Annotated in this window: 20 protein-coding genes; 5 read left to right on the top strand and 15 right to left on the bottom strand. The window is 72.4% G+C overall.

The genetic code is table 11. The features are described from left to right. Positions 1 to 27 precede the first annotated feature (27 nt). Both CG740_RS25415 and CG740_RS25410 read left to right on the top strand, forming a co-directional pair. A complete protein-coding gene (locus tag CG740_RS25415; RefSeq protein ID WP_100577579.1) occupies positions 28 to 1,041 on the top strand; it encodes an aldo/keto reductase in 1,014 nt (337 codons plus the stop codon). 137 nt (positions 1,042 to 1,178) lie between these two features. Then, positions 1,179 to 2,336: a PQQ-dependent sugar dehydrogenase gene (locus tag CG740_RS25410; protein ID WP_234376478.1), complete on the top strand. Its 1,158-nt coding sequence runs from the start codon at positions 1,179 to 1,181 to the stop codon at positions 2,334 to 2,336. Positions 2,337 to 2,344: 8 nt separating this feature from the next. Here the strand turns inward: CG740_RS25410 and CG740_RS25405 are convergent, their stop codons facing one another. From CG740_RS25405 to gatC, 9 genes are all read right to left on the bottom strand, one after another. After that, a complete protein-coding gene (locus CG740_RS25405; protein WP_100577577.1) occupies positions 2,345 to 5,419 on the bottom strand; it encodes a helix-turn-helix transcriptional regulator in 3,075 nt (1,024 codons plus the stop codon). Positions 5,420 to 5,569: 150 nt separating this feature from the next. Continuing rightward, on the bottom strand, positions 5,570 to 5,746 hold the full coding sequence (locus CG740_RS40440; RefSeq protein WP_199846567.1) for a hypothetical protein: 177 nt from the start codon (positions 5,744 to 5,746) through the stop codon (positions 5,570 to 5,572). Positions 5,747 to 5,977: 231 nt separating this feature from the next. After that, positions 5,978 to 6,607: a hypothetical protein gene (locus tag CG740_RS25395; protein ID WP_100577639.1), complete on the bottom strand. Its 630-nt coding sequence runs from the start codon at positions 6,605 to 6,607 to the stop codon at positions 5,978 to 5,980. A 46-nt stretch (positions 6,608 to 6,653) separates the two neighbouring features. Further along, the gene (locus tag CG740_RS25390) at positions 6,654 to 7,214 is read right to left on the bottom strand and encodes a GNAT family N-acetyltransferase (RefSeq protein WP_100577576.1); all 561 of its coding nucleotides are present in this window, start codon (positions 7,212 to 7,214) and stop codon (positions 6,654 to 6,656) included. Between the two features lie 139 nt (positions 7,215 to 7,353). After that, complete coding sequence (locus tag CG740_RS25385) at positions 7,354 to 9,450, bottom strand: phosphocholine-specific phospholipase C (RefSeq protein WP_100577638.1); 2,097 nt, start codon at positions 9,448 to 9,450, stop codon at positions 7,354 to 7,356. Between the two features lie 934 nt (positions 9,451 to 10,384). After that, positions 10,385 to 11,893: an Asp-tRNA(Asn)/Glu-tRNA(Gln) amidotransferase subunit GatB gene (gatB, locus tag CG740_RS25380; protein ID WP_100577575.1), complete on the bottom strand. Its 1,509-nt coding sequence runs from the start codon at positions 11,891 to 11,893 to the stop codon at positions 10,385 to 10,387. Between the two features lie 17 nt (positions 11,894 to 11,910). Further along, positions 11,911 to 12,150 carry a hypothetical protein gene (locus tag CG740_RS25375; RefSeq protein WP_100577574.1) on the bottom strand — a complete coding sequence of 80 codons (240 nt, stop codon included), beginning with the start codon at positions 12,148 to 12,150 and terminating at the stop codon, positions 11,911 to 11,913. Beyond that, a complete protein-coding gene (gene gatA / locus CG740_RS25370) occupies positions 12,147 to 13,640 on the bottom strand; it encodes an Asp-tRNA(Asn)/Glu-tRNA(Gln) amidotransferase subunit GatA (protein ID WP_100577573.1) in 1,494 nt (497 codons plus the stop codon). The genes CG740_RS25375 and gatA overlap by 4 nt, the downstream gene beginning before the upstream one ends. A 5-nt stretch (positions 13,641 to 13,645) precedes the next feature. Beyond that, positions 13,646 to 13,942: an Asp-tRNA(Asn)/Glu-tRNA(Gln) amidotransferase subunit GatC gene (gene gatC / locus CG740_RS25365; protein ID WP_003966094.1), complete on the bottom strand. Its 297-nt coding sequence runs from the start codon at positions 13,940 to 13,942 to the stop codon at positions 13,646 to 13,648. A gap of 271 nt (positions 13,943 to 14,213) precedes the next feature. Between gatC and CG740_RS25360 the strand changes: the two genes are divergently transcribed. Beyond that, on the top strand, positions 14,214 to 15,611 hold the full coding sequence (locus tag CG740_RS25360; RefSeq protein ID WP_100577572.1) for an endonuclease/exonuclease/phosphatase family protein: 1,398 nt from the start codon (positions 14,214 to 14,216) through the stop codon (positions 15,609 to 15,611). A 154-nt stretch (positions 15,612 to 15,765) separates the two neighbouring features. Beyond that, positions 15,766 to 17,721 (top strand): phosphocholine-specific phospholipase C, encoded by a 1,956-nt coding sequence (locus CG740_RS25355; RefSeq protein ID WP_100577571.1) that lies wholly within the window; start codon positions 15,766 to 15,768, stop codon positions 17,719 to 17,721. A 299-nt stretch (positions 17,722 to 18,020) separates the two neighbouring features. Here the strand turns inward: CG740_RS25355 and CG740_RS25350 are convergent, their stop codons facing one another. The 5 genes from CG740_RS25350 to CG740_RS25330 all read right to left on the bottom strand — a co-directional run bounded on the left by CG740_RS25350 (position 18,021) and on the right by CG740_RS25330 (position 24,964). Next, a complete protein-coding gene (locus CG740_RS25350) occupies positions 18,021 to 20,138 on the bottom strand; it encodes a putative bifunctional diguanylate cyclase/phosphodiesterase (protein WP_100577570.1) in 2,118 nt (705 codons plus the stop codon). Between the two features lie 275 nt (positions 20,139 to 20,413). Further along, a complete protein-coding gene (gene ligA, locus CG740_RS25345; RefSeq protein WP_376211000.1) occupies positions 20,414 to 22,615 on the bottom strand; it encodes an NAD-dependent DNA ligase LigA in 2,202 nt (733 codons plus the stop codon). 25 nt (positions 22,616 to 22,640) lie between these two features. Further along, entirely contained in the window at positions 22,641 to 23,666 is a 1,026-nt protein-coding gene (locus tag CG740_RS25340) for a methionine synthase (RefSeq protein ID WP_100577569.1), read from the bottom strand. 40 nt (positions 23,667 to 23,706) lie between these two features. Continuing rightward, positions 23,707 to 24,396 carry an SDR family oxidoreductase gene (locus tag CG740_RS25335; protein ID WP_100577568.1) on the bottom strand — a complete coding sequence of 230 codons (690 nt, stop codon included), beginning with the start codon at positions 24,394 to 24,396 and terminating at the stop codon, positions 23,707 to 23,709. A 28-nt stretch (positions 24,397 to 24,424) separates the two neighbouring features. After that, positions 24,425 to 24,964, bottom strand: a complete 540-nt coding sequence (locus CG740_RS25330; RefSeq protein ID WP_100577567.1) for a TIGR00730 family Rossman fold protein — start codon at positions 24,962 to 24,964, stop codon at positions 24,425 to 24,427. Between the two features lie 52 nt (positions 24,965 to 25,016). Between CG740_RS25330 and CG740_RS25325 the strand changes: the two genes are divergently transcribed. Beyond that, positions 25,017 to 25,346, top strand: coding sequence for a DUF427 domain-containing protein (locus CG740_RS25325; RefSeq protein ID WP_100577566.1), 330 nt, complete (start codon positions 25,017 to 25,019; stop codon positions 25,344 to 25,346). Here CG740_RS25325 and CG740_RS25320 read toward each other — a convergent pair. Beyond that, positions 25,319 to 26,347 (bottom strand): GlxA family transcriptional regulator, encoded by a 1,029-nt coding sequence (locus CG740_RS25320; RefSeq protein ID WP_100577565.1) that lies wholly within the window; start codon positions 26,345 to 26,347, stop codon positions 25,319 to 25,321. The two genes, CG740_RS25325 and CG740_RS25320, sit on opposite strands and share 28 nt — an antisense overlap. Between the last annotated feature and the right edge of the window lie 41 nt (positions 26,348 to 26,388).

Below are 26,388 nucleotides of genomic sequence, written 5' to 3'. Positions count from 1 at the left end.
GGAGCGACGAGGGAGGGATCCGGCCAGGTGGAGCGCAGGACAATCGGGGCGGGGGCCCTGCGGGCGGGTGCGATCGGACTCGGCTGCATGCCGATGAGCTGGGGCTACAGCCGCTCTCAGCAGGACCTGGAGCGCTCGCTGCGCGCCGTGCACGCCGCCTTGGACACCGGCTCGAACCTGCTCGACACCGCCGACATGTACGGCCCGTTCACCAACGAGCTGCTGATCGGCCGGGTGCTGCGCGAGCGCCGCGAGGAGGCCTTCGTCGCCACCAAGTGCGGACTGCTCGTCGGCGTCGACCAGCACGTGGTCGCCAACGGCCGCCCCGGGTACGTGCGCCGGGCCTGCGACGCCTCGCTGCGCCGGCTCGGCACCGAGGTCATCGACCTGTACCTGCTGCACCGCGCCGACCCCGAGGTCCCGGTCGAGGAGACCTGGGGGGCGATGGCGGAGCTGGTGGGGGCCGGCAAGGTGCGGGCCCTGGGACTCAGCGCGATGGGCGCGCGGGCGGTGCGCCGGACCGCGCCGGTGGCCGGGGTGCACGGGCTGCACGTGGGCCGGTACGAGGAGACGGTGCGGCTGCTCGACCGCGTCCAGCAGGTGTTCCCGGTCGCCGCGGTGCAGGCCGAGCTGTCCCTCTGGTCGCGCGAGGCGCTGCGCACGCTGCTGCCGTGGTGCACGGTCCGGGGTGTGAGCCTGCTGGCCGCGATGCCGCTGGGCAACGGCTTCCTGACCGGAACGCTCACCCCCGGCCAGGGCTTCGAACCGGACGACATCCGGGCCCGCCACCCCCGCTTCACGGCGGAGATGATGGCCGCGAACCAGCCCGTGGTGGCGGGCCTGCGCCGGGTCGCCGAGCGGCACGCGGCGACCCCGGCGCAGGTGGCCATCGCCTGGCTGCTGCGGCTCGGGCAGCAGGTGGTCCCGGTGCCGGGGGCCAAGCGGGAGGAATGGGTGCGCGAGAACGCCCTGGCCGCGGACCTCTCCCTGAGCCCCCTCGACCTGGCGGAGCTGGCCGCACTGCCGCCCGCCCGGGACTGAGCGGGCGTCCGGCGATGCGCCGGAGCGGGCGGGCAGCACAGGAACCGTGCGCGGCAGGGGAGTTGGAACGGCCGGACGCGGGGGTGAGACCGCAGAATGGGCCCAGCGCATCGACCCCGGCGAAGGGAACCCCGACCGTGCGACGTACCACCGTGGCAACCGCCCTGGCCGCAGCCGTGCTCGTGCTCGCGGCCGGCTGCTCCTCGGGGCCCGCGCAGCCGCGGGGACAGGGCGCCGGCTCCGCCACCAAGGCGCCCCCGGCGGCCTCGGCTGCCTCGCCGAAGGCCCAACTACCGCCCGCCAAGGGGTCGGTGAAGGTGGCCAGGACCGTCACCGACGGGCTGAAGTCGCCCTGGGGCGTCGTGGCGCTCCCCGAGGGCGCGCTCCTCGTCGGCTCGCGCGACGACGGCTCGGTCGTGCGCGTCGACACCGCGACCGGCCGGAAGACCTCCGTGGGCAGCGTGCCCGGCGTCGCCCACCAGGGCGAGGGAGGCCTGCTCGGGCTGGCCCTGTCGCCCACGTACGCCTCGGACCATCTCCTGTACGCGTACTTCACCACCGAGTCCGACAACCGCATCGCCCGGATGATCTACGACCCGCAGCGGCCCGAGGGCCAGCAGCTGGGGGCGCCGGACACCATCCTGCGGTCGATCCCCAAGGGCAGCGTCCACAACGGCGGGCGCATCGCGTTCGGTCCCGACCGGATGCTGTACGCCGGGACCGGCGAGACCGGTGAACGGGGGCTCGCGCAGGACAAGAAGTCGCTGGCCGGGAAGATCCTGCGGATGACGCCGGACGGGCAGCCCGCGTACGGCAATCCCGAGGCGGACTCGCTGGTCTACTCCTACGGGCACCGCAATGTGCAGGGCCTGGCCTGGGACGGCGAGAACCGGCTGTGGGCCGCGGAGTTCGGGCAGGACACCTGGGACGAGCTCAACCTGATCGAGCCCGGCAGGAACTACGGCTGGCCCGTAGTGGAGGGCAGGGCCGGCAAGGCGGGGTACGTCGATCCCGTCGCCCAGTGGAGGACGTCCGAGGCCTCCCCCAGCGGGATCGCGATCCAGGACGGCTCGGTGTGGATCGCGGCGCTGCGGGGCGAGCGCCTGTGGCGCGTCCCGCTGGACGGCACCAAGGCGCTCGCCGGTCCCGAGGCCTTCCTGGGCGGTCAGTACGGCAGGCTCCGTACCGTCCTCGCGGCCGGGGGCGGCAAGCTCTGGCTGCTCACCAACAACACCGACTCGCGCGGCACCCCCAGGCCCGGCGACGACCGCGTCCTGGAGCTGGACGTCACCTGAGCCGGCCGTCACCCGAGCGGCGTCAGCCCCCGCGCCGGCTGTTCGGCGAACAGGTTGAGGCGGTGAGCCAGGGCCGCCGCCTCGCCCCGGCCCGAAACCCCCAGCTTGGCAAGGATGTTGGAGACGTGGACGCTCGCCGTCTTCGGCGAGATGTAGAGCTCCTCGGCGATCTGACGGTTGCTGTGGCCCGCCGCGACCAGACGGAGCACGTCCCGCTCCCGGCTGGTGAGCCCGAGGGCCTCCACCGGGTCGGCCGGCTCCTCGGCCCCGGCCGGGTCCGGGGCGGTCAGCGAGACCCGGGCCCGGCGGGCGAGCAGCTCCAGCTGTTCGCGCAGCGGCCGGGCGCCGACCCGCTCGGCCTCGGCGTGGGCCTGGCGCAGCAGCGTGGCCACGGTCTCGCGGTCGCCGCCCTCGGCCAGCAGGGCATGGGCCCATCGGTGGCAGGCCGCGGCCAGTTCGTAGGGGCGCTCCAGGGGCTTGAGGTCCCGGACGGCCGCCTCCCAGCGGGCCGCGGTGTCGCGGCCCTCGGCGCGGTCCAGTTCGGCGGCGACGACGCGGGCGAGCGCCTCGCACAGGGAGGAGCCGGTCGCCAGCTCCTTCGCCGCGGTCCGGATCAGTTCGAGGGCGGCGCCCCGGCCCTGCTCGGCCGAGGGGAGCCCGCGCACATCGGCCTCCACGGCGGCGGCCGCGACGAGCAGCGGCCAGCCGTAGCGCTGGGTGCCGGGCGGGAAGCCGCGCTCCACGGCGCGGGCCAGCTCCGCGCGGGCCTCGTCGACACCGCCCCGGGCGGCCGCCACGCCGAGCCCGATCCGGGCGAGCGGTATGGCGTGCTGGGCCAGCGGGTCGTACTTGCCGAAGGCCGCGCGGGCATCGCCGACGGAGGCCACGGCCTGCTCCAACTCGCCCCGCAGGAGTTCGAGTTCGGCCCGGCGCAGCAAGGCGAGCCCGAGCGGCTTGGTGCTCACCGCGGTGCGCAGGACCCGCTCGATGGAGTCGGCGGCCTCCTCCCAGCGGCCGAGGCCGAACAGCGATTCGGCCCGGTTGGCCTGCACCCAGGCCTCGTTGTCGAGCAGCCCGTACTTCTGGGCGAGGCGCACCCCGTCGTCGGCGACGCGTACGGCCGCGGCCGAGCGGCCGACGGCCTCCAGACCGGAGCTCAGGTTCACATGGCCGCGCATCGCCTCACCGACCAGACCGAGTTCCAGGGAGCGGTCGATCACCGCGCGCATCGTGGCGATGCCCTCCTCGATCGACCCCGAGTCGGCCATCAGGCTGCCGAGAGTCAGCCTGACGTTGAGTTCGATCTCCTCGGTCTGCACCAACCGGGCGTATTCCACGGCCTGTTCGGCCGCAGCGAGGGACTCGGGACCGGGCTTGTGGAGCATGCCCCAGCTGGCCGCCGTGGCCAGCACCTCGGCGTGCACGGGGGACGGGGCGAGGCCGCGCACCAGGTCCTGGGCGGTGGCTATCTCCGCCCAGCCGTCCCCGCGCCCCGCGTGCTGCACCATGCGGGAGCGCTGGATCCAGAACCAGGCGGCGCGCAGCGGGTCGTTCCCGGAGCTCAGGTCGCTCCCGGCCTCGATGAGCCGCAGCGCCTGCTTGGCGAGTTTCAGGGCGCCCTCGCGATCACCGCAGAGCCGGGCCGCCTCCACGGACTCCGCCAGCAGATCGAGGTAGCGCAGCGAAGCGGCCTGTTCGGGTGCGCAGCCGCACGGCGGGTAGGTGCCCGCGTGGTCCAGGGGCCTGAGCCCCTCGCGCAGCTCGGCGGGGACGCTGTCCCACAGCTCCATCGCCCGGGAGAGCAGCCGCAGTTGCTCCGCGTAGGCGTACCGCCTGCGGGCCTCCACCGCGGCGCGCAGCACCACGGGCAGCGCCTTGGCCGCGTCGTGCGCGTGGTACCAGTACGTGGCGAGCCGGGTGGTCCGCTCGTCGGCCCGGACCAGCGACGGGTCGGCCTCCAGGGCTTCGGCGTAACGGCGGTTGAGGCGGGAGCACTCGCCGGGCAGCAGGTCGTCGCTGACGGCCTCGCGGACCAGGGAGTGGCGGAAGCGGTAGCCGTCGCCGTCCGCCGCGGGCAGCAGGACGTTGGCGCCCACGGCGGCCCGCAGGGCCTCGATGAGCTTGTCCTCGGGGAGCCGGGCGACGGCGGCGAGCAGCGGGTACTCCACGGTGGAGCCGCCCTCGGCGGCGATCCGCACCACCCGCTGGGCGTCCTCGGGCAGGCTCTCGACGCGGACGAGCAGGAGGTCGCGCAGCGAGTCGCTCAGGTCCGGGCAGGTGCCGTCGGGGTCGCGGCCCACCACGAGTTCCTCGACGAAGAAGGCATTGCCGTCCGAGCGCTCGAATATCTCGTCGGCCAGGCGCTGTTCCGGTTCGGCGGCGAGGATGCCGGTCAGCTGGTGGTGGACCTCGGCCCGGTTGAAGCGGGGCAGTTCGATGCGCCGCACGCTGCGCAGCCGGTCCAGCTCGGCGAGCAGGGGGCGCAGCGGGTGGCGGCGGTGGATGTCGTCGGCGCGGTAGGTGGCCACGACGACGAGACGGCCGCGCCGCAGGGTGCGGAAGAGGTAGGCCAGCAGATGGCGGGTGGAGGCGTCCGCCCAGTGCAGGTCTTCGAGGACCAGGACGACGGTCCGCTCGGCGGCGATCCGCTCCAGCATCCGTACGGTGAGCTCGAACAGGCGCGCCGTGCCGTCCTCGCGGGCGGTGGGCGGGCCGGTCCTGGCCAGCTCGGGCAGGAGCAGGGCCAGCTCCTCCTCCTGGCCGTCGGCCGCCGCGGCCAGTTCGTCGGGCAGTTGGCGGCGCAGCGCGCGGAACGCGGCGGAGAACGGGGCGAAGGGCAGCCCGTCGGCGCCGACTTCGACACAGCCGCCGATGGCGATCACGGCGCCGTTCGCGCGGGCCGCGTCGGTGAACTCCTCGATGAGCCGGCTCTTGCCGACGCCGGCCTCGCCGCCGACGAGGAGTGCCTGCGGCTCGCTCCGGGGGCCCGCGGCGCGCGCGAGTGCTTCGTTCAATGTCCGCAGCTCGCCGGCGCGGCCGACGAACACGGGGCTGACTGACCTGGTCTCCACGCCGCCGAGCATCGCACAGGCCGGTGACAACGGGGAGGCGGACGGTCCGTCCCCGGCTGGGGAGGCGGCCCCCGAGGAGGTGGGGGCCGCGGTCGGGGACGGCGTCCGGGCGGGATTGGCGGGGCGGGTCGGGGTGGTCGTCATCGCGGTCGGCCGGGCGGTTCAGGCGGCCCGTGCGAACCGGCTCCGCGGTGAACTCACCCGCCTCTCCGGCCCGTTGCCGCCACTGCGGCGGCCGAAACGGCGCCCGGCCCGGCGGACCTGGGCCGCGAGGCGCTCCTGGTCCGCCTGGCGCAGCAGCTCGGCCTGGCGGTTCTTGTAGATCTCGTAGTCGTACATCTCGGTGCTCCCGGGTGGTGGTGAGTGGCTGGGGCTTTCCGCTCGGACCCGGTGTTCCGGGTTCCTTGCGATGCCTCAACTCTCGTCTCCCAGGGGCCTCTCGCGCATGGGGCGAGTGCCGCATCTGTACGGGGGTGCCGCCTTAGACGGTCCGTATGGCGGACCGGAGCGGACCGCAGCCGCCTAAGGCGGGGGGCCGGGGGGCCTTAGACGCCCCCCCTCGCCTCGGGCTCAGCCCTTGGCGCTGGGCAGGGCCGCGAACAGGTCGAGGTACATGCCCGCCGAGATCAGCAGGCCGACCACGCCGAGGACGACTCCGGCAAGGGCGACGGCCTTGACCCACACCGGCTGCTCGGCGCGGCCGGGCGTGCCGAAGGCGGGCCGGGCCAGCACGACCGCGCCGACGATCAGGGCGAGCAGCGCGAAGACGCCGTTGACCAGGGCGGTGGTGTGCCAGGAGTTTCCGTAGATCTGCTGGATCTGCTGGGCCGCGGTACCGCCCTGGGAGGTCTTGATCTGGCCGATCAGGGTGGCCCGCTCGGAGAGCGTCTTTCCCATCCAGGTGCCGGTGAGGGACACCGCGCCGAGCGCGCCCGCGACCACGGCCGCGGCGCCCGCGCCGAATCCCGCGCGGGCCGGGGCCGCCCCGGCGTCGAGCTCGCCTCCGAGGTGTCCGTCCTCGGGTTCGGGGTGGTCCTCGGTGTCCGGCGCGTCCGGGGTGCCGTTGGCGCCGGACACCTTCTCCGCGGGCGCTCCCCCAGGGGTGGACGTGGCCTCGGCGGTGGCGGCGGTCTCCTTTTCGGCGTCCGTCCTGGGCTCGGTCTCGGCGTCGGTCTTCGTCGTGGCGGGGGTGGCGTTCATGCCCGGCACGCTAGGGGCCGTTTCTGAGAGCCCGCTGAGAGCTTCCTTAACGCCCGGCGCGGGCCGCGCGCCAGTCGTCGGCGAGCACCGCCCATACCTCGCTGTCGTGGCGCACCCCGCGGTAGAGGTAGTTCTCGCGGAGCACCGCGTCCCTGGTCATGCCGAGCCGCTTGGCCACGTTGATGCTCGGGGTGTTCTCGGCGACCGCCACCCATTCGACGCGGTGCATGCCGCGGACGTCCACGGCCCAGTCGATCAGCAGGGCGATCGCCCGGGTGATCAGGCCCCGCCCGAGTGCCGAGGGCTCCAGCCAGCAGCCGACCTCGCAGGTGCCCTGTGCCGCGTCGAAGATCCGGAACAGGACGCCGCCGACCAGGGTGCCGTCGATCCGGATGCCGTACAGCCGCCCGGCGTCCGCGGCCGTCTTGTCCGCGTAGCTCTGGAGGTAGGCGCGGGCGGAGGCCTGGTCGGTCACGAAGTCGGGCAGCGCGATGTGGGTGCCGATGAACTCGCGGCCCCGGTCCATGTGGGTGAGGAACTCCTCGGCCTGCCACGGCTCCAAGGGGCCCAGCTCGGCCCCGTCGTCACCCAGCGATACTGCGAACATCCCCGCGCTCCTCCACCCGCGTACACCCGGCCGGTCACGGCACGGGCGGCACGGCCCGCTCGGCCGTCCGGGAATCTTCGCACGGCGGTGCAGGGGCCGGGCCCGGCGCCCGAGGGCCCGGGCCGGCCTGCCGCCGGGGTCAGCCGGAGACGCTGGGCCGCCCGTTCTCGATGTGGCCCATCAGACGGCGGCGGAAGGAGGTCCCGTCGTCCGTGGTCACTTCGAGGTCGTACCAGCCGTGCGCGTCGGCGGCGGAGTGCACCACGGTGCGGCTGCGCCCCGGCTTGACCGTCACGGTCCGCTTCCAGTCCCGCAGATCGGCCTCGTCGGCGTAGCCCAACGGCCGTACGACGAAGGTGACGGCCCGGTGACCGCGGTTGCGCAGCGTCAGATGAACATCGCGGTCGTCGTGGTCGAGGTACGTGGTCAGCTCGGCGGCGTCGGTGGCCGCCGCCCCCTCGAACTCGCGCCGGAAGCCGTTCGGCCCGGTCACCGTGAACTTGTAGGCGCCGTTCGCTCCCTGAGCCAGGGGCACGTTCCACTGCGCCTTGCCCCGGACGTCGCTGTGCTGCGGCGCGGGGAATTCCTTGGCGTACGGGTAGAGCGCGAAGTGGACACTGGACCGGCCGTTGTTGCTGAGCTGCACCTGGAGCGCCTCGCCCGCGACCTTGGCGTACGCGTCCGGCTGGTACGGCAGCGGCCGGGCGGGCCGGGTGCCCTCCTCCTGTACGGGCATGTGCTGCTGGGCGGGCGGCCTGGGGCTCCAGCGTCCGCTCAGCGGCGGGATGGGGCCCGGGTGCGTCACGGCGGGCTGCGGCCTGCCGCGCTTGAAGTCGAACGCGGAGGTCAGATCGCCCGTGACGGTGCGGCGCCACTTGCTGATGTTGGGCTCGCGCACTCCCGTCCAGTGCTCCAGGAAGCGGATCACGGAGGTGTGGTCGAAGACCTCCGAGCAGACGTAGCCGCCGACGCTCCAGGGCGAGACGACCAGCATCGGCACCCGCGCGCCGAGCCCGGTCGGATGCCCCTGCCACTGCTCGTCGGCCACCTCGGGCGGGGCGACGGGCGGCGGGACGTGGTCGAAGAAGCCGTCGTTCTCGTCGTAGTTGATGAGGACGACGGTGTGCCGCCAGACGTCGGGGTGCTTGCCGAGCGCGTCGAGCACCTTGTAGACGATGGTGGCGCTGTGCACGGGCGAGGAGACGCTCGGGTGCTCCGAGTCGAGCGCGGAGGGCACCAGGTAGGAGACCTCGGGCAGGGTGCCGGCGGCGACGTCCTTGCCGAAGGCGTCGGCGAGCGTGCCGGTCGGCACCCGCCTCAACCCCCGCTCGAACAGGCTGCGTTCGGCCTTGGTGAGGGTGGCGACGCCCTGGTCGAGCAGCCCCAGGAGCCGCTGCCGCTCGGTGTCGTCCGGGGCGTCGCGCACGACACCGTAGAAGGACTCCATGAAGGTGTGCCCACCGGTCTTGGCCAGCGCCTTGCGGGCGATCGCCTTGAAGGTGGTGAAGAACTCGATCTGGTTGTCGGTGAAGTTCTCCCACTCGGTGTACGTCTTCCAGCTGCGCCCGGCCTTTTCGAGCCGCTCGGCGTAGGTGCCCCAGTCGTACCCGGGGTGGGTTCCCTCGTCGTACGCGTCGTTGCCGACGGCCCGCTGACCGTTGGCCTCGAACCCGGTCTTCCCGCTCCACAAGTGGTTGCGGTTGGGGCTGGTGGAGCTGTGGATGGAGGAGTGGTAGGCGTCGCAGACGGTGAAGGTGTCGGCGAGCTCGTAGTGCAGCGGGATGTCCTGGCGGTCGTAGTAGGCCATGGTCGCCGAGGTCTTCGCGGAGACCCAGTTGTCCATCCAGCCGCCGTTCCAGGCCTTGGCGCCGCCGCTCCAGGAGTGGTCGAGGGCGCCTATGTACTGGAGGTCCTTGTGCTGGGTGGCCGCGGCGCCGCGCACCGGGAAGGGCAGGACGGTCGTGCCGAGCGGACCCGGCTGCTCGAACACGGGCTTGCCGCCCGGGAGTTGCAGCGCATTGCGGTCACCGAAGCCGCGTACGCCGCGCAGGGTGCCGAAGTAGTGGTCGAAGGACCGGTTCTCCTGCATGAGGATCACGACGTGCTTGACCGCGCTCAGCCCGCCGGGGGGAGGTCCGGCGGCCATCGCCGACTGCAACGAGGGCGGCAGCAGCGAGCCGGCTGCGGCCGCGCCGAGGGCTCCGCCGCTCAGGGCGAGCAGTCGGCGCCGTGAGATGCCGGCTGCGGCGGCGGCGTTGTCCGTGGTCAAGGGGTCCTCCCGAGCGGTGTGGTGCGTACGGGGGGAACGGTAGTGACCCGGGGTGTCCCCCAGAAGGCCCCACCCCGGCCCCCGGATGAACGTCCAAGCCCTCCTTCCGGAAGTCCAACCCCCTTTTCCCCTGCGGGGGGCTGGGGGGGGCGGGGGTGGCTTGGCCCTGGGGGCCGGGGGTGCGGGTGGTGCCGGGGGCTTGGCCCTGCGGGCCGGGGTACCGGGGCGTGGGCTTGGCCCTACGGGCCGGGGTGTGGGCGGGGCTTGGCCCTGCGGGCCGGGGGTGCCAGCGGTGGGGGCTTTGGCCCTGCGGGCCGGGGGTGCGAGCGGTGGGGGCTTTGGCCCTGCGGGCCGGGGGTGCGAGTGGGTTCGATCTCTGCGGACCGTGGGGGCTGGTCGCGCAGTTCCCCGCGCCCCTGTAGGCGCGCCCCGGTAGGGGACGGACCCGGACCCCCGCCCGTCGCGCCACCGCGGCGAAGCCGCGCAAACGACACGGCCCCGCGCCCCTTGGCGGTACCGCTGTTGGCCCGCACGAGGATCCTCACCCCGCCCGGCTGATCGGCGCGGGCCCATGCAGGCACCCTCACCCCGCCCGGCTCATCAACACGGGCCCATGCAGGCACCCTCACCCCGCCCGGCTCATCAACACGGGCCCATACAGGCACCCTCACCCCGCCCGGCTGATCGATGCGGGCCAGTGCAGGCATCTTCAGCCCGTCCGGCGTTTGAGGACGAGCGCCCTTAAGGCGCGAACGGGGTCTGGGGCGGAGCCCCAGGGGGACCCGGAACCAACCAACCCCGGGCAACGGGCGGGAGGGTGGGCAAACCGCCCGGAGCCGAGCAAAGGGCGGCCCCCACCGGACAGACGCCGACGGGGGCCGCCCCCAACAGGGCCGGAGGGCTAGCCCTCCACGCCCAGCCTCTCCAGGATGAGCTGCTTGACGCGGCCCGCGTCGGCCTGACCCCGCGTGGTCTTCATGACCGCACCGACCAGCGCCCCCACCGCCGCAACCTTCCCGCCCCGGATCTTCTCGGCGATCGCCGCGTTGGACGCGATCGCCTCGTCCACGGCAGCCCCCAGGGCCCCCTCGTCCGAGACGACCTTCAGGCCGCGCTTCTCGACGACCGCGTCCGGGTCGCCCTCGCCCGCGAGGACACCCTCGATGACCTGGCGAGCCAGCTTGTCGTTGAGGTCACCGGCCGCGACCAGCGCCACGACCCGGGCGACCTGCGCCGGGGTGACGGGCAGCTCGTCGAGCGCGACGCCCCGCTCGTTGGCGTTGCGGGCGAGCTCGCCCATCCACCACTTGCGGGCACCGGCCGCATCCGCCCCGGCCGCGATCGTCGCGACGATCGGGTCGACCGCACCGGCGTTGAGCATCGACTGCATGTCGTGCTCGCTGACGCCCCACTCCTCGCGGAGCCGGTTGCGCCGCACCCGCGGCATCTCCGGGAGGGCGGCCCGCAGCTCCTCGACCCAGGCGCGCGCGGGAGCCACCGGCACCAGGTCCGGCTCGGGGAAGTAGCGGTAGTCCTCGGCGTTGTCCTTGATGCGGCCCGAGGTGGTGGACCCGTCCTCCTCGTGGAAGTGCCGGGTCTCCTGCACGATCGTGCCGCCGGAGGACAGCACCGCCGCGTGCCGCTGGATCTCGAAGCGGGCGGCCCGCTCCACCGAACGCAGCGAGTTGACGTTCTTGGTCTCCGAACGCGTACCGAACTTCTCGGTGCCGTTGGGCCGCAGCGACAGGTTCACGTCGCAGCGCATCTGGCCCTTGTCCATCCGGGCCTCGGAGACGTCCAGCGCCTTGATGACCTCGCGCAGCTCGGCCACGTACGCCTTGGCGACCTCGGGGGCGCGCTCGCCCGCTCCCTCGATCGGCTTGGTGACGATCTCGATGAGCGGGATGCCCGCGCGGTTGTAGTCCAGGAGCGAGTGCGAGGCGCCGTGGATGCGGCCCGTCGCGCCACCGACGTGCGTGGACTTGCCGGTGTCCTCCTCCATGTGGGCGCGCTCGATCTCCACGCGGAAGATCTCGCCGTCCTCCAACTGGACGTCCAGATAGCCGTTGAAGGCGATCGGCTCGTCGTACTGCGAGGTCTGGAAGTTCTTCGGCATGTCCGGATAGAAGTAGTTCTTCCGGGCGAAGCGGCACCACTCGGCGATCTCGCAGTTGAGCGCGAGGCCGATCTTGACGGCCGACTCGACGCCGATCGCGTTGACGACCGGGAGCGAGCCGGGCAGGCCGAGGCAGGTGGGGCAGGTCTGCGAGTTGGGCTCGGCGCCCAGCTCGGTCGAACAGCCGCAGAACATCTTGGTTTTGGTGCCGAGTTCGACATGGACCTCAAGGCCCATGACGGGGTCGTACGACGCGAGGGCGTCCTCGTACGAGACCAGATCAATGACGGTCACGGTGAAAAACTTCCCTCTCAGCCCAACAGGACGTCGTCGTCACCGATGCGCTTGAGCTCGCGCAGCAGGAGGGCGACACCGGTGGCGATGGCGGCGGCGGAGACGATGGCGTCCAGGAGCTTCAGCGTGTCGTTGTCGGTGCGGGCCTTCTTGGCCTGCTTGGCGACGCTGATGGCACCGAAGGCGGTGGTGCCGATGGACAGGTACGTACCGGCCTTGGACTTCTTGAAGCCTTTGGCCTTGGTCAGTGCACTCACAGCGACGGAGCCTCCTCAAGCAGCGGGTGTCCCCACTTTTCCACGAAGGCGGCCTCGACGGCGGCACCCACCTTGTACAGGCGGTCGTCCTTCAGGGCAGGGGCGATGATCTGGAGCCCGACCGGCAGGCCGTCCTCCGGCGCGAGGCCGCAGGGCAGCGACATGGCGGCGTTGCCCGCCATGTTGGTCGGGATGGTGCACAGGTCCGCGAGGTACATCGCCATCGGGTCGTCGGCACGCTCGCCGATCGGGAAGGCGGTGGTGGGCGTGGTCGGCGAGACGATCACGTCGACCTGCTCGAAGGCCTTCTCGAAGTCGCGCGTGATGAGCGTGCGGACCTTCTGGGCGGAGCCGTAGTACGCGTCGTAGTAGCCGGAGCTCAGGGCGTACGTACCGAGGATGATGCGACGCTTGACCTCGTCGCCGAAGCCGGCCTCGCGGGTCAGCGCGGTGACGTCCTCGGCGGACTTCGTGCCGTCGTCGCCGACCCGCAGGCCGTAGCGCATGGCGTCGAAGCGGGCCAGGTTGGAGGAGCACTCCGACGGCGCGATCAGGTAGTACGCGGAGAGCGCCAGGTCGAAGGACGGGCAGTCCAGCTCGACGATCTCGGCGCCGAGCGATTTGAGCAGCTCGACCGACTCGTTGAAGCGCTGGACGACACCGGCCTGGTAGCCCTCGCCCGAGAACTGCTTGACGACGCCGACGCGCATCCCGGCCACCGAGCCGTTGCGGGCGGCCTCGACGACCGGCGGGACCGGCGCGTCGATGGACGTCGAGTCGAGCGGGTCGTGCCCGGCGATGACCTCGTGGAGCAGCGCCGCGTCCAGGACCGTACGGGCACAGGGCCCGCCCTGGTCGAGGGAGGACGAGAAGGCGACCATGCCGTAGCGGGAGACCGCGCCGTAGGTCGGCTTGACGCCGACCGTGCCGGTGACGGCGGCCGGCTGGCGGATGGAGCCGCCGGTGTCGGTGCCGATGGCGAGCGGCGCCTCGTAGGAGGCGAGAGCGGCGGAGGAACCGCCGCCGGAGCCGCCCGGGATGCGGGTCAGGTCCCAGGGGTTGCCGGTCGGGCCGTACGCGCTGTTCTCGGTGGAGGACCCCATGGCGAACTCGTCCATGTTGGTCTTGCCGAGGATGACGACGTCCGCGTCCTTGAGGCGCTTGGTGAGCGTCGCGTCGTACGGCGGGATCCAGCCTTCGAGGATCTTCGAGCCGACGGTGGTCGGGATGCCCTCGGTGGTGAAGATGTCCTTCAGCGCCAGGGGGACGCCGGCCAGCGGGCCGAGCTTCTCGCCGGCCGCGCGCTTGGCGTCGACGGCACGGGCCTGGGCCAGCGCGCCCTCGCGGTCGACGTGCAGGAAGGCGTGGACCTTCTCGTCGACGGCCTCGATGCGCGCCAGGTGGGCCTCGGTGACCTCGACGGCGGTGAGTTCGCCGGCCGCGATCCTCGCGGCGATCTCGGCCGCGGTGAGCTTGATGATGTCCGTCATGGTGATTAGTCCTCCCCCAGGATCTGCGGCACCTTGAAACGCTGCTGCTCCTGGGCCGGGGCGCCGGAGAGCGCCTGCGCGGGGGTGAGCGACGGACGGACCTCGTCCGCGCGCATGACATTGGTCAGCGGCAGCGGGTGGGAGGTCGGGGGTACGTCTTGGTCGGCGACCTCGGAGACGCGGGCGACCGCGCCGATGATGTCGTCGAGCTGTCCGGCGAAGTGGTCGAGCTCTTCGCCCTTCAGCTCCAGACGCGCCAGCCGGGCGAGGTGGGCGACCTCCTCGCGCGTAATGCCAGGCATGCAGCGATCCTCAGGGGTGAGTGAGTGTGGTTTGGGCCCAATCCTATGGGGCGCACCGCCCTCACCACGAAACGGATTACCCACTCACCCTCGGTCACCGGCCCCGGCGCTCGTGACCGGTCGCTCTCCGGGCGCTTCCCCGCGCGTCCGTGGATCTCCCACATCTGGTCATCCTCCGTTCACATCGCGTGTGCGGACGCCTGGCTGACTGGGCGAAGTTGTTCAGCCAACTCGCCCCACCACGGCGTCCATCGAGAGGACCAGGCCCCCCGTGTCCCCCCTCAGTACGATCCGGCTCAGTACGCCGGGCAGCCCCCGCGAGGGCGACAGGCTCGCCTTCCACTGGACCACCGAAGCGCCCGACCCGAAGAACTGGATCGGTGTCTACGACGGCGACCGCGCCCCCGGCACCGGCTCCTCGCTCGCCTGGTCGTACGTGACGACCGCGGCCGGCGACATCACGCTCGACACCTCCGGCCTCGGCGAGGGCGTCTACACCGCCTACCTGCTGGCAAAGGACGGCTACGGGATCCTCGCGCGGACCGCGCCGATCACGATCGCCGCCCGTCCGCCGGTGGTGGCGCCGCACGCCGCCCTGGACTCCTTCACGACCGGCGAGTACGCGGCCGGGTCGTCGGTTGCGGTTCCGCTGGCCCCGCTGTGGGTGCGCCCGCCGGGCAATCCGGCGGGCACCCCGTCGTTCCGCCGGCTGTCCGGCGACGCGTGGCTGTCCGTCGGCGCCGACGGCACGGTCACCGGGACCGCGCCCGGGCGGCCGGGCCCGCACCCCGGACGGATCGTCGTCGCGGTCAAGGACAGCGCGGGCGCGAGCGATGCCGTCACCGTCCAGGTGCCGGTGCGCGCCGCCGGGTCCCGGCCGCGTCTGACGATCGCCTCCCTGAACCTGTGGGACGCCGGAACCCACATCGACGGCCCGGCGGAGAAGCTGGCGCGCCTCGTGCTCGGGCAGGGTCTGGACGTCCTGGCCCTCCAGGAGACGGGCGGCACCTCGGCGAAGCCGCTCGCCGACGCCCTGGGCTGGCACGCCTACGACACCCCGGCCGGGGTCGGCATCGTCAGCCGCTTCCCGCTCACGGACGCGGCGGCCCCGGTCGCGGACGTGCCCGCGGTCGCCGCCACGCTCCAACTCCCGGGCGGGCGACGGCTCCGGCTGTGGGCGGCCCAACTGGACGAGGCCGCGTACGGGCCCTACGCGCTCCGGGACGGACGCACCCCCGCCGAGGTCGAGGCCGCCGAACGCGCGAGCCTGCGGCACCGGCAGGCGACGGCGCTGCTCACCGCGATGAAGGGCGACCTGGCGGCGCGGAGCACACCGGTCGTGCTCGCGGCCGGCCTGGCCTCCCCCTCGCACCTCGACCGCGCCACCAAGGTGCGCTGGCCGGTGACGGTGGCGCTCGCCTCGGCAGGCCTGCACGACGCGTTCCGCGAGGCGCACCCGAACCCGTCCCGCGAGCCCGGCACCACCTGGTCGCCGGTGCGCCCGGACGAGCCGCGGGACCGCGTCGACCAGGTCCAGTACACGGGCCCGCTGCGCGTCGAGGCGGCGTACGCGCTGTGCACGGGCTGGCCGAAGCCGGTGCCGGACACCGCCGCCAACGGCTGGCCCTCCGATCACGCGGCGCCCGCGGTCACCTTCACGGTCCGCTGATCCGCGGTCCGCCGAGCGCCCGGCCCGACCCGCCGACGCGGCGAGCCACCACCGGGCCTGCCCCGGCCTCACCCTCCGACCCGAAGCGCCGAAGACCCGAAGCCCTGAAGACCTGAAGACCCGAAGCCCTGAAGACTCGAAGGACTCCCCCGTCATGACTCCCCTGAGCCGCCGCGCCTTCGTGGGCGCGTCCGCCGCGACCGCGGCCGCCGCCGCCGTCGGCCTGCCCGACCCCACCACCGCCACCGCCGCCCCGCGCCCGAAGGGCAGCATCGAGGACGTCAAGCACGTCGTCGTCCTGATGCAGGAGAACCGCAGCTTCGACCACTACTTCGGCGCTCTGGCCGGTGTCCGGGGCTTCGACGACCGCCAGGCACTGACGTTCCCCAACGGCGACTCCGTCTTCCGCCAGCCGGACGCGGGCCGCGCCGACGGCTTCATGCTGCCGTTCCGGATGGACACCACGAAGTACAACGCCCAGAACGCGGGCGGCCTCCCGCACGACTGGGGCACCGGTCACACCGCGATCAACGGCGGCGCGATGAACAAGTGGGTGGCCGCCAAGGGCGAGCGGACCATGGGCTACTTCACCCGCGAGGACATCCCCTACCAGTACGCCCTGGCCGACGCGTTCACCCTGTGCGACGGCTACTTCTGCTCCCAGGCGGGCCCCACCGACCCCAACCGCCTCTACCTGTGGACGGGCACCTGCGGCCCCGGCAAGGACGGCACCACCGGGCCCTGGACGGACAACACCCCGGTCACCGACAACCCGGTCGCGGACTGGACGACGTACGCGGAGCGCCTGGAGGCGGCGAAGGTCAGCTGGCGGGTCTACCACAACCCGTCGAAGGACGACCGGTACGGCGACTACGACGACAACGCCCTCTCCTACTTCAAGCAGTTCCACCACTTCCCCGCCGACGACCCGCGTTACGTCAACGCGATGACCAAGTTCGACCCGGCCGCCTTCGACAAGGACTGCAAGGACGGCACACTCCCGACGGTGTCCTGGCTGGTGGCCCCCTACCTCTTCAGCGAGCACCCTTCGGCGGGCCCCGACTACGGCGCGCACTGGGTCGACCAGGCCCTCCAGTCCCTCTTCTCGAACCCGGAGGTGTGGAAGCACACCGTCTTCCTGGTCATGTACGACGAGAACGACGGCTACTTCGACCACGTGCTGCCGCCGTTCCCCGAGCCGGGCACCCCGGACGAGTTCGCGGCGGGCCGCCCGATCGGCCTGGGCAACCGGGTCCCGCTCTGGGCGATCTCCCCGTGGTCGCGCGGCGGCTACGTCAACTCCCAGGTCTTCGACCACACTTCGGTGCTCCGCTTCCTGGAGCTGGTGACCGGAGTCCAGGAGCCGAACATCTCGGCCTGGCGCCGCTCGGTGTGCGGCGACCTGACGAGCTGCTTCGACTTCACGAAGCCGGACTACTCGATCCCGAAGCTCCCCGACACCGTGGCCCTGATGGCCAAGGCGGACGCGGGCAACGCGCTGCCCGCGGTCAAACTGCCGCCCAACGGAGCCCAGTCGATGCCCACCCAGGAGCCGGGCACCCGTCCGCACCGGGAGCTGCCGTACCGCCCGTGGGCGGACGTGGCGGTGGACCGCACGACGGGCCGGGTCACCTGCACCCTGGCCAACCACGGATCCGCCACCTTCCACTTCACGGTGCTCCCCAACACCCTGAAGCCGTTCGCCGGCACGCCGTTCACGGTGGCACCCGGCACGTCGAAGACCTACGTCTGGGAGACGGCGGACACGGACGGCCGCTACGACTTCACGGTCCACGGCGCGGACGGCTTCCTGCGCCGCTTCTCCGGCACGGTGACGCGCGCGACACCCTCGGCCCCGGCCCCCGTCCCCTCGGTGACGGCCACCCTGCACGGGCGCCGCACCATGGAGCTCCGCCTCCGCAACGAGGGCACGGCCGAGCTGTCCTTCACGGTCTCCGACGACCGGGGCTCCCGGGTGGTATGGGTCCCCCCGAGGGACCGCACATCGGTGAACTGGCCTCTGAAGAACGGGAGTTACGACCTCACGGTGACGGCGGCGAGCGGGGGCCGTTTCGTACGGAGGTACGCGGGGACGGTCCACGCGGGGTAGGGCGCACCCGGGCGCGGGGTCGGTGCGCAGGCCCGGGGGCGGCGGGGGCGACTGCGGACCGTGTGTGGCTGGTCGCGCAGTTCCCCGCGCCCCTAAGCCCGTTTCCGTGTGTGGACCGTGGCCGCTTCTCGCGCAGTTCCCCGCGCCCCCGTAGGTGACCCTGAATGGCTCGGTGCCGGCCAGCACAAGCATCCTCAGCCTGTCATGGGGGTCCCCCCTGGCCCTTACGGCCTTGGGGGAGTTTGAGGACGAGCGCCCTCAAGGCGCGAACGGGGTCCGGGGCGGAGCCCCGGGCGGGGTCACTGAACGGGCTGGCCCGAGGCCCGGGACGCCTCCGCCGCGGCCCGCGCAGCCTCCGCCGCGATCTCGGCAGGCCGATGCCACCCGGAGTCCCCCCGCGCAAGCAGCCAAGCCGTCGCCTCGGCCGGCGGCATCGCCGCAGCCACCAGCCACCCCTGAACCGCATCGCACCCCAGGTCCCGCAACCGCTCCCACGTCTCGTCGTCCTCGACGCCCTCCGCGACCACCAACAGGCCCAGCGAATGGGCGAGATCGACGGTGCAGCGAACGATCTCCGCGTCCTCGTTGTCGATGGCGAGCCGCGCCACGAACGACCGGTCGATCTTCAGCTCGCTGACCGGCAGCCGCCGCAGGTGCACCAGCGAGGAGTACCCCGTACCGAAGTCGTCGAGGGACATCTTGACGCCGTGCCCGGTCAGCCCGGCCAAGGTATCGGCGGCCCGTTGCGGGTCCTCCAGGAGGACGTGTTCCGTTATCTCCAGTTGCAGCGCGCCGGCCGGCACCCCGTGCCGGGCGAGCCGGGCCGCGACGGACCCGGCGAAGCCGGGCGTGTGGACGTCGCGCGGCGACACATTGACGGCGACCGGGACGTTGAGGCCCTGCGCACGCCACCGGGCCACCTGCGCGAGCGCGGTGTCCAGGACGTACTCCGTGAGGTGCGGCATGAGCCCGCTGGACTCGGCGATGGCGATGAACTCGTCCGGCGCCACCCGCCCGCGCTCGGGGTGCACCCAGCGCACCAGCGCCTCAAGCCCCGCCACCTGCCCGTCGAACTGAACCTTCGGCTGGTAGTGCAGCTCCACGTCCCCGGCGTCCAGCGCCCGCCGAAGATCGCCCAACAGGCCAAGCCGGTCAGGGGTGTTGGAGTCCCGTTTGGACTCGTACACCTCCACGCCCGTACGGTCCCGCTTCGCCTGGTACATCGCGACGTCGGCCCGCCGCAGCAGCCCTTCGGCGTCCAGCGCGTGGTCCGGGAAGAGCGCCACGCCCGCACTGGCCTCCAGGACCAGGGTCAGCCCGTCCAGGTCGAGCGGTGAGGACAGCTCGGCGACCAGACCGCGGGCGGTGCGCATGGCGCTGGTCGCGGATTCGCAGACCGGAAGCAGCACGGCGAACTCGTCCCCGCCGAGCCGGGCCACCTCGGCGCCACGCGGCAGAGCGGTCCTGAGGCGTTCGGCTATCTGGAGGAGCAGGCGGTCTCCGGCGAGGTGCCCGAGGGTGTCGTTCACCGACCGGAAGCGATCGAGGTCGATCAGGACGAGGGCGGTACGGGAGCCGGCGTTCTCCGCCTCCTCCAGGGCCGACCAGGTCCGCTCCAGGAGCCACTGGCGGTTGGGGAGCCCGGTCAACGGGTCGCGCAGCTGCTCCTCGGCGCGGGCCCGGGCGATCCAGAGCGTCGAGTCGAGGGCGACGAGCGGCACCGCGAACAGCGGGAGCAGCACGGGCACCGCCATGGCGACGACGCAGATCAGCGGTGCGATGCCGAGCAGCGCGACCGCCACCAGGCCCTGTCGCAGCAGAGCCGTACGGGCGACCGTGGGCAGGCCGTTGCGCGGGGCGAGGGCGTACCAGAGCAGCGTCCGGGTGATCAGCAGGTACGTGCCCGCCGCGAGCACGATCTCAGGGACGGTGGCGAGGCTCCACTGGGTGGGCCACCACGGCTGGGCGACGCTCGGGACGATGTCGAGCGCGGCAAGCACCAGGCCCGCGGCCCCTATCCCGAGGACGTCCACGGCGCCGTGCAGCACGCCCTGGCGCCAGCGGTTCCGCCGCGCGGCTCCGACCAGGACCACCACGGCCAGGCTGACCAGCGCGGCCGGCAGCCAGCCGTACAGGAGCAGGACCGCGATGGTGAGGGCGGCGCCGGAGCCGGTGCCGCCCCACCAGCGCTCCCGGCCGAGCGCGACGAGGTGGCCGACGATGATGCCGCTGAGGACGGCCAGCGACCAGCCCGTGGTCCCGCCCGGAAACAGGGCGTCGCCTGCTTGGACGGCGCGGTAGCAGCCGGTGGCGAGGACCACGCCCGCCAGACCGGTGACCACGGCCGTCAACCCGGACGAAAGGCCCGTGAACCCGCGCAGCCTCACGGCCGGGGCGGTGCTCTCGGTCGGTTTCATTCCCGTCCCTCTCACAGCCGGCGGTGCCCGTGCACGCGATGGCCCCGATGTCATGCCACCACGACTGGTGTTGCTCCCCAAACGCTTCACGAGCAGGGGCCATCAGCCGTGCACGACCGGCGCACATCTCAACAGTAGGCCGCGGAAGGCTCTGTCGGGCAGCGGTCTACAGCTCTTGCCCGAATGCGACCCAGCCACCCGCATCGGTCTGCTATGCGCCGAACGGGTGACTCCGCGCAGCCTCCAGGCCCCCTGTTACTACCCTTCTTTGACTCTCATTCCCCCTCCGGGGCGGTGGGCATCGCGGCTTCCCTCGCCGCGTCGGGCCCTTGTTCCAGCAGAACGGCGAAGCCGTCCTCGTCCAGAACCGGAACCTTCAGCTGCATCGCCTTGTCGTATTTGGAACCGGGGCTGTCGCCGACAACGACGAACGACGTCTTCTTCGAAACGGAACCGGTTACCTTCGCTCCACGGCTCTGCAACGCCTCTTTCGCGCCATCTCTGGTGTGCCGCTCAAGCGTTCCGGTCACGACGACGGTGAGGCCCTCCAGCGGGCGCGGCCCCTCGTCCTCGCCGGTGCTCTCGTCCTCCATGCGGACGCCCGCGGCCTTCCACTTGCGCAGGATCTCCTGGTGCCACTCCTCGGCGAACCACTGCTTGAGGGAGGCCGCGATGATGCCGCCCACGCCCTCGACCGCGGCGAGTTCCTCCTCGGTCGCCTGCTCGATGCGCTCGACGGAGCGGAATTCGCGGGCCAGCGCCTCGGCGGCGACCGGTCCGACGTGCCGGATGGAGAGCCCGGTGAGGATGCGGGCCAGCGGGCGCTCCTTGGCGGCCGCGATGTTCTCCAGCATCGAGACGGCGTTCTTGCGCGGCTCGCCGTTCATGTTGGCGAAGACGAGTGCGGTCTTCTCCTCGCCGGTCTTCGGGTCCCGCTTGGGCAGTCCGCTGTCCTGATCGAGCACGTACGCCCTGATGGGCAGGAGCTGATCCATCGTGAGGTCGAAAAGTCCGCCCTCGTCGAGCAGGGGCGGCTCGGCCGGCTCCAGCGGTTTGGTGAGGGCGGCGGCGGCGACGTATCCGAAGTTCTCGATGTCGAGGCTCTTGCGGCCCGCCAGGTAGAAGAGCCGCTCCCTCAATTGGGCGGGGCAGGACTGCGCGTTGGGGCAGCGGAGGTCGATGTCGCCCTCCTTCATCGGACGCAGCGCGGTGCCGCACTCCGGGCACTCGGCGGGCATCTCGAAGGGGTATTCGCTGCCGTCGCGCAGGTCGGCGACGGGGCCGAGGATCTCCGGGATGACGTCCCCGGCCTTGCGCAGCACCACGGTGTCGCCGATGAGGACGCCCTTGGCCTTGACCACGTCCTGGTTGTGGAGGGTGGCGAACTCGACCTCGGAGCCTGCCACGGTGACGGGCTCGACCTGTGCGTAGGGCGTGACACGGCCCGTACGGCCCACGCCCACGCGGATGTTGATGAGTCTGGTGTTGACCTCTTCGGGCGCGTACTTCCAGGCGATGGCCCAGCGCGGGGCGCGCGCGGTGGAGCCGAGGCGGCCCTGGAGGGGGATCTCGTCGAGCTTGACGACGACACCGTCGATCTCGTGCTCCACCACCGAGTGCCGGTTCTCGCCCATGTAGGCGATGAACTGCCGCACTTCTTCGAGGGAGTTGACGACCTTGTTGTGCTGAGCGGTGGGCAGGCCCCATTCGCGCAGCAGCTCGTAGGCCTGGGAGAGGCGGTCGATGTCGAAGCCCTCGCGGGCGCCGATGCCGTGCACCACCATGTGCAGCGGCCGGGTCGCGGTGACCTTCGGATCCTTCTGGCGCAGTGAACCGGCGGCCGCGTTGCGGGGGTTGGCGAACGGCTTGTCGCCCGCTTCGACCAGGCGCGCGTTGAGGCCCTCGAAGGCCTCCATCGGGAAGTAGACCTCGCCCCGGATCTCGACGAGGGCGGGGATGCGGTCGCCCTTGAGGCGGGTGGGGATGTCGGCGATGGTGCGCACGTTGGGCGTGATGTCCTCGCCGGTGCGGCCGTCGCCGCGGGTGGCGGCGCGGGTCAGCCTGCCGTGCTCGTACGTCAGGTTCACGGCGAGGCCGTCGACCTTCAGCTCGCACAGGTAGTGGTAGGCGCCGGTGCCGACGTCCTTGGCGATGCGCTCGGCCCAGGCGGCCAGTTCCTCGTCGTCGAAGGCGTTGTCCAGGGACAGCATCCGCTCGCGGTGCTCGACCGAGGCGAAGTCCGTCTCGTAGGCGCCCGCGACCTTCTGGGTCGGCGAGTCGGGCGTGCGCAGCTCGGGGTGCTCGTCCTCCAGGGCTTCCAGGGAGCGGAGCAACTTGTCGAAGTCTCCGTCGCTGATGACCGGTTGGTCCCGTACGTAGTACCGGAAGCGGTGCTCCTCGATCTGCTCGGCGAGGAGCGCGTGCTGCTCCCGTGCCTCCGCGGGCACCGCCGCGTTCTGTTCGCCAGCCACCGTCATGTCCTCCCGTTTCCCGTTGACCCCGTCACTCAGGGTTGTCCGCGAGCGATCTCGCCGCCCGGACGCAGTGGGCGAGCGCGGCCCGCGCGTGGGCCGGGGACGCGCCCGCCATGCCGCACGTGGGAGTGATCACCACGGACTCGCCCAGAGTCCCCGGATTCAGCCCCAGCCTGCGCCACAGCGTCCTGACACCCATGACGCTACCGGCAGGGTCTGACAATGGGCCGTCGGTGGCGGGCACCACTCCGGCGAAGAGCTTCACACCGCTCTCGGCGGCCTCACCGATCTGCTCGTCGTCACGCTCGGTGAGCAGCGAGAAATCGAACGACACTCCTGCGGCTCCGGCCCGCCGCAGCAGCGCGAACGGGACGTCGGGGGCGCAGGAGTGGACCACGACGGGGCCGTCGTGCACGGCCATGACCTCGCGCAGCGCGCCCTCCACGAGCTGCCGGTCGACGGCCCGGTGGGTGCGGTATCCGCTGGCGGTACGGATCTGTCCGCGCAGTACGGAGGTGAGCGAGGGCTCGTCGAGCTGGAGCACCAGCCGGGCTCCGGGGACGCGGCGGCGTACGTCGGCGAGGTGGTCGCGCAGGCCTTCGGCGAGCGACCCCGCGAGGTCGCGGCAGGCGCCGGGGTCGCCGAGCGAGAGCTCGCCGTTCCTGAGCTCCAGGGCCGCGGCCAGCGTCCACGGGCCGACGGCCTGCACCTTGAGCGGGCCGGTGTACTCCTGGGTGAACTCCTCCAGGGCGTCGAGGTCCTCGCCGAGCCAGGACCTGGCCCGCCGGGTGTCCCGGCCGGGCCGGTCCCCGACCCGCCAGCCGCTGGGCTCGACGTGCCCGTACATCTCGACGAGGAGCCCGATGGTCCGCCCGATCATGTCGGAGCCGGGCCCGCGCGCGGGCAGTTCCGCGAGGTACGGGAAGTCACCGCTCGCCCCTTCGGCCCCGATCAGCGAGCCGGTGACGGTCTTGGCGGTCTCCCGCGCGTCGCCGCCCGGCATCGAGCCGACGCCGGTGGCGGGCCCCCAGGGAAATTTGCTCTGTTCGCTCACCCCGGAAGCCTACGCAACCGGGCGCACGGCCCGGTCCCGGCTACTTGCCGGGGCGCACGGTGAGGTCGTTGACCTCGGCGTCGGCCGGCAGGTCGATGGCCATGACGATGGTGGTGGCCACCGACTCGGGGTCGATGAACTTCGCGGGGTCGTACTCCTTGCCCTCCTGCGAGTGCACCTTGGCCTGCATGGGGCTCGCGGTGCGGCCGGGGTAGACCGAGGTGACCCGGACGCCGTTGGCGTGCTCCTCGTGGCGCAGCGAGTCGGCGAGCGCCTTGAGGCCGTGCTTGGAGGCCGCGTACGCACCCCACTCGGCGTGCGCGGCAAGGCCCGCGCCGGAGTTCACGAAGACCACGTGGCCGCGCGAGGCGCGCAGTTGGGGCAGCAGGTGGCGGGTGATCTCGGCGGGGGCGATCAGATTGACGTTGAGCTGCTGGTGCCAGGTCTTGGGGCGCAGTTCGCCGACCGGGCCGAGGTCGACGATGCCCGCGATGTGCAGCAGCGAGTCGAGTTGCTCGGGCATCGGCTGCTTGTCGAAGGCCCAGGAGAGGCGGTCGGGGTCCGCGAGGTCGCCGACGAGGGTGCGCGCGCCCGGGTAGCGGGCGGCGAACTCCTTGGCGCGTCCGGCGTCGCGGGCGAGCAGGATGAGCTCGTCGCCGCGCTCGTGCAGTCGGCGGGCGACGGCCGCGCCGATGCCGGAACCGGCGCCGGTGATCAGATGAGTAGCCATACCCGCCATGCTCGCACTGCCCGGGGGCTCACTGGATACCGAGGGACTCTTCCAGGTAGGCGAGGGCCGCGACGCCGTCCTCGGCGAAGAAGACCAGCTCGGTCAGGGGGACGGGCAGGAAGCCCTCCGCCTCCATGCGCCGGAACTGCTCCTTGAGGCCGTCGTAGAAGCCCGCGGTGTTGAGCAGGACGACCGGCTTGGTGGTCTTGCCGTGCTTCTTCAGCTCCAGGATCTCGGTGGCCTCGTCCAGGGTGCCGGTCCCGCCCACCATGATCACAACGGCGTCCGACTTGGCGAGCAGCAGCGCCTTGCGCTCGGCGAGGTCCTTGGCGATGACCATCTCGTCGGCGTTCTCGCGGGCCTTGGCGGCCAGGAAGTCGACCGAGACGCCGACGAGCCGGCCGCCGGCCTGCTGCACGCCGTCGGCGACGACCTTCATGAGGCCGCTCTCGGACCCGCCCCACACCAGGGTGTGGCCGCCCTTGCCGAGCAGCTCGGCGAATTCACGGGCGGGGCGCGTGTAGCGCTCGTCGAGGTCGGCCGCGGAGAGGAAGACGCAAATGTTCATGGGGCAACGATACGAGGGGAAGAAGCGGGCGCCCCGAAGCGCTGCACTTCTTATGACGACAGGACATCGCATCACCGTGGAGCGGGGCACCGAGCACGTGCGGGTCGTGCGCGACGGGCAGGTGCTGGCCGAGAGCCGGCGCCCGCTGCTGCTGCGCGAGACCGGCCTTCCGGTCCGCTACTACCTTCCGCCCGAGGACGTCCGTACCGACCTGTTGACACCGTCGGACACCCACACCTATTGCCCGTTCAAGGGAACGGCCTCCTACTGGTCGCTGCCGGACGCGCCCGACCTGGTCTGGTACTACCCGGAACCGAAGGAGGACGTGGCCGAGATCAAGGACCACCTCTGCTTCTACGAGGTGGAGACCGTCACCGGCTGACCGGGGCCGGTCGCCCCCAGCCGGTCGGCGCCCTTGAAGGTGCGCCGGTAGGTCACGGGCGAGACGCCGAGCACCGAACGCATCTGCTGGCGCAGCGAGTTGGCCGTGCCGAAGCCCGCCCGGTGGGCGACCAGGTCCACCGGGAGGTCGCTGGACTCCAGGAGCTGGCGGGCGACTTCGAGGCGCTGGGCGGTGAGCCACTGGCCCGGCGTCATGCCCGCCTCCTCCCGGAAGCGGCGGGTGAACGTGCGCAGGCTCATCTTCGCGTGGGCGGCCAGCTCACCGAGCGAGAGCGGCTCCTGGAGCCGGTCCAGGGCCCAGGCGCGGGTGTCGGCGGTACTGGCGAGCGTCGGCTCGGGGACCGGGCGCTCGATGTACTGGGCCTGCCCGCCGTCGCGGTGCGGCGGCACCACGCAGTGGCGGGCGGCCCGGTTGGCGACGGCGCTGCCGTGGTCGCGGCGCACGATGTGCAGGCACAGGTCGATTCCGGCGGCGGCACCCGCCGAGGTCAGCACGTCGCCGTCGTCGACGAACAGGACGCCCGGGTCCAACCGCACGCGCGGGAAGGTGCGTTGGAAGGCGTCGGCGTCGCACCAGTGCGTGGTGGCGGGGCGTCCGTCGAGGAGCCCGGCGGCGGCCAGGACGTAGGAGGCCGTGCAGATGGAGACCATGCGGGTGCCCGGCCGGATCCGCTCGAAGGCGCGCGCCAGCGGCTCGGGCAGCGGGCCGCCGGAGGCGATGGCGCCGAGGTCGTGGGTCGGGGGAACCACGACGGTGTCGGCGGCGGCGAGGGCCTCGGGCCCGTGCTCCACCGCGACCGAGAACCCCGCCTCGGTGCGCACCGGGTTCCCGTCGACGGTGCAGACGAGCACCTCGTAGAGGCGCTCGCCACCGGGCCCCTTGGCGCTGTCGAAGATCCGGGACGGGATGCCCAGCTCGAAGGAGACGACTCCGTCGAGGGCGAGCACCGCGACGCGGTGGGCTGTCGGTCGTACGGCCATGGCCAGATTCTGTCACATCATGGCCAAACGGCCAGCACCAC

The sequence above is a fragment of the Streptomyces sp. CB01201 genome (assembly GCF_002803085.1).
GTDB lineage: Bacteria > Actinomycetota > Actinomycetes > Streptomycetales > Streptomycetaceae > Streptomyces > Streptomyces hundungensis.
This window is presented reverse-complemented; position numbering and strand designations above follow the sequence as displayed.

Coding starts and splice junctions, on each gene's coding strand:
- CG740_RS25405 (WP_100577577.1), bottom strand. CDS start 5,419: ATGCTCGGCGGCGTGGAGACCAGGTCAGTCAGCCCCGTGTTCGTCGGC.
- CG740_RS40440 (WP_199846567.1), bottom strand. CDS start 5,746: ATGTACGACTACGAGATCTACAAGAACCGCCAGGCCGAGCTGCTGCGC.
- CG740_RS25395 (WP_100577639.1), bottom strand. CDS start 6,607: ATGAACGCCACCCCCGCCACGACGAAGACCGACGCCGAGACCGAGCCC.
- CG740_RS25390 (WP_100577576.1), bottom strand. CDS start 7,214: ATGTTCGCAGTATCGCTGGGTGACGACGGGGCCGAGCTGGGCCCCTTG.
- gatA (WP_100577573.1), bottom strand. CDS start 13,640: ATGACGGACATCATCAAGCTCACCGCGGCCGAGATCGCCGCGAGGATC.
- gatC (WP_003966094.1), bottom strand. CDS start 13,942: ATGCCTGGCATTACGCGCGAGGAGGTCGCCCACCTCGCCCGGCTGGCG.
- CG740_RS25355 (WP_100577571.1), top strand. CDS start 15,766: ATGACTCCCCTGAGCCGCCGCGCCTTCGTGGGCGCGTCCGCCGCGACC.
- CG740_RS25350 (WP_100577570.1), bottom strand. CDS start 20,138: ATGAAACCGACCGAGAGCACCGCCCCGGCCGTGAGGCTGCGCGGGTTC.
- ligA (WP_376211000.1), bottom strand. CDS start 22,615: ATGACGGTGGCTGGCGAACAGAACGCGGCGGTGCCCGCGGAGGCACGG.
- CG740_RS25335 (WP_100577568.1), bottom strand. CDS start 24,396: ATGGCTACTCATCTGATCACCGGCGCCGGTTCCGGCATCGGCGCGGCC.
- CG740_RS25330 (WP_100577567.1), bottom strand. CDS start 24,964: ATGAACATTTGCGTCTTCCTCTCCGCGGCCGACCTCGACGAGCGCTAC.
- CG740_RS25325 (WP_100577566.1), top strand. CDS start 25,017: ATGACGACAGGACATCGCATCACCGTGGAGCGGGGCACCGAGCACGTG.
- CG740_RS25320 (WP_100577565.1), bottom strand. CDS start 26,347: ATGGCCGTACGACCGACAGCCCACCGCGTCGCGGTGCTCGCCCTCGAC.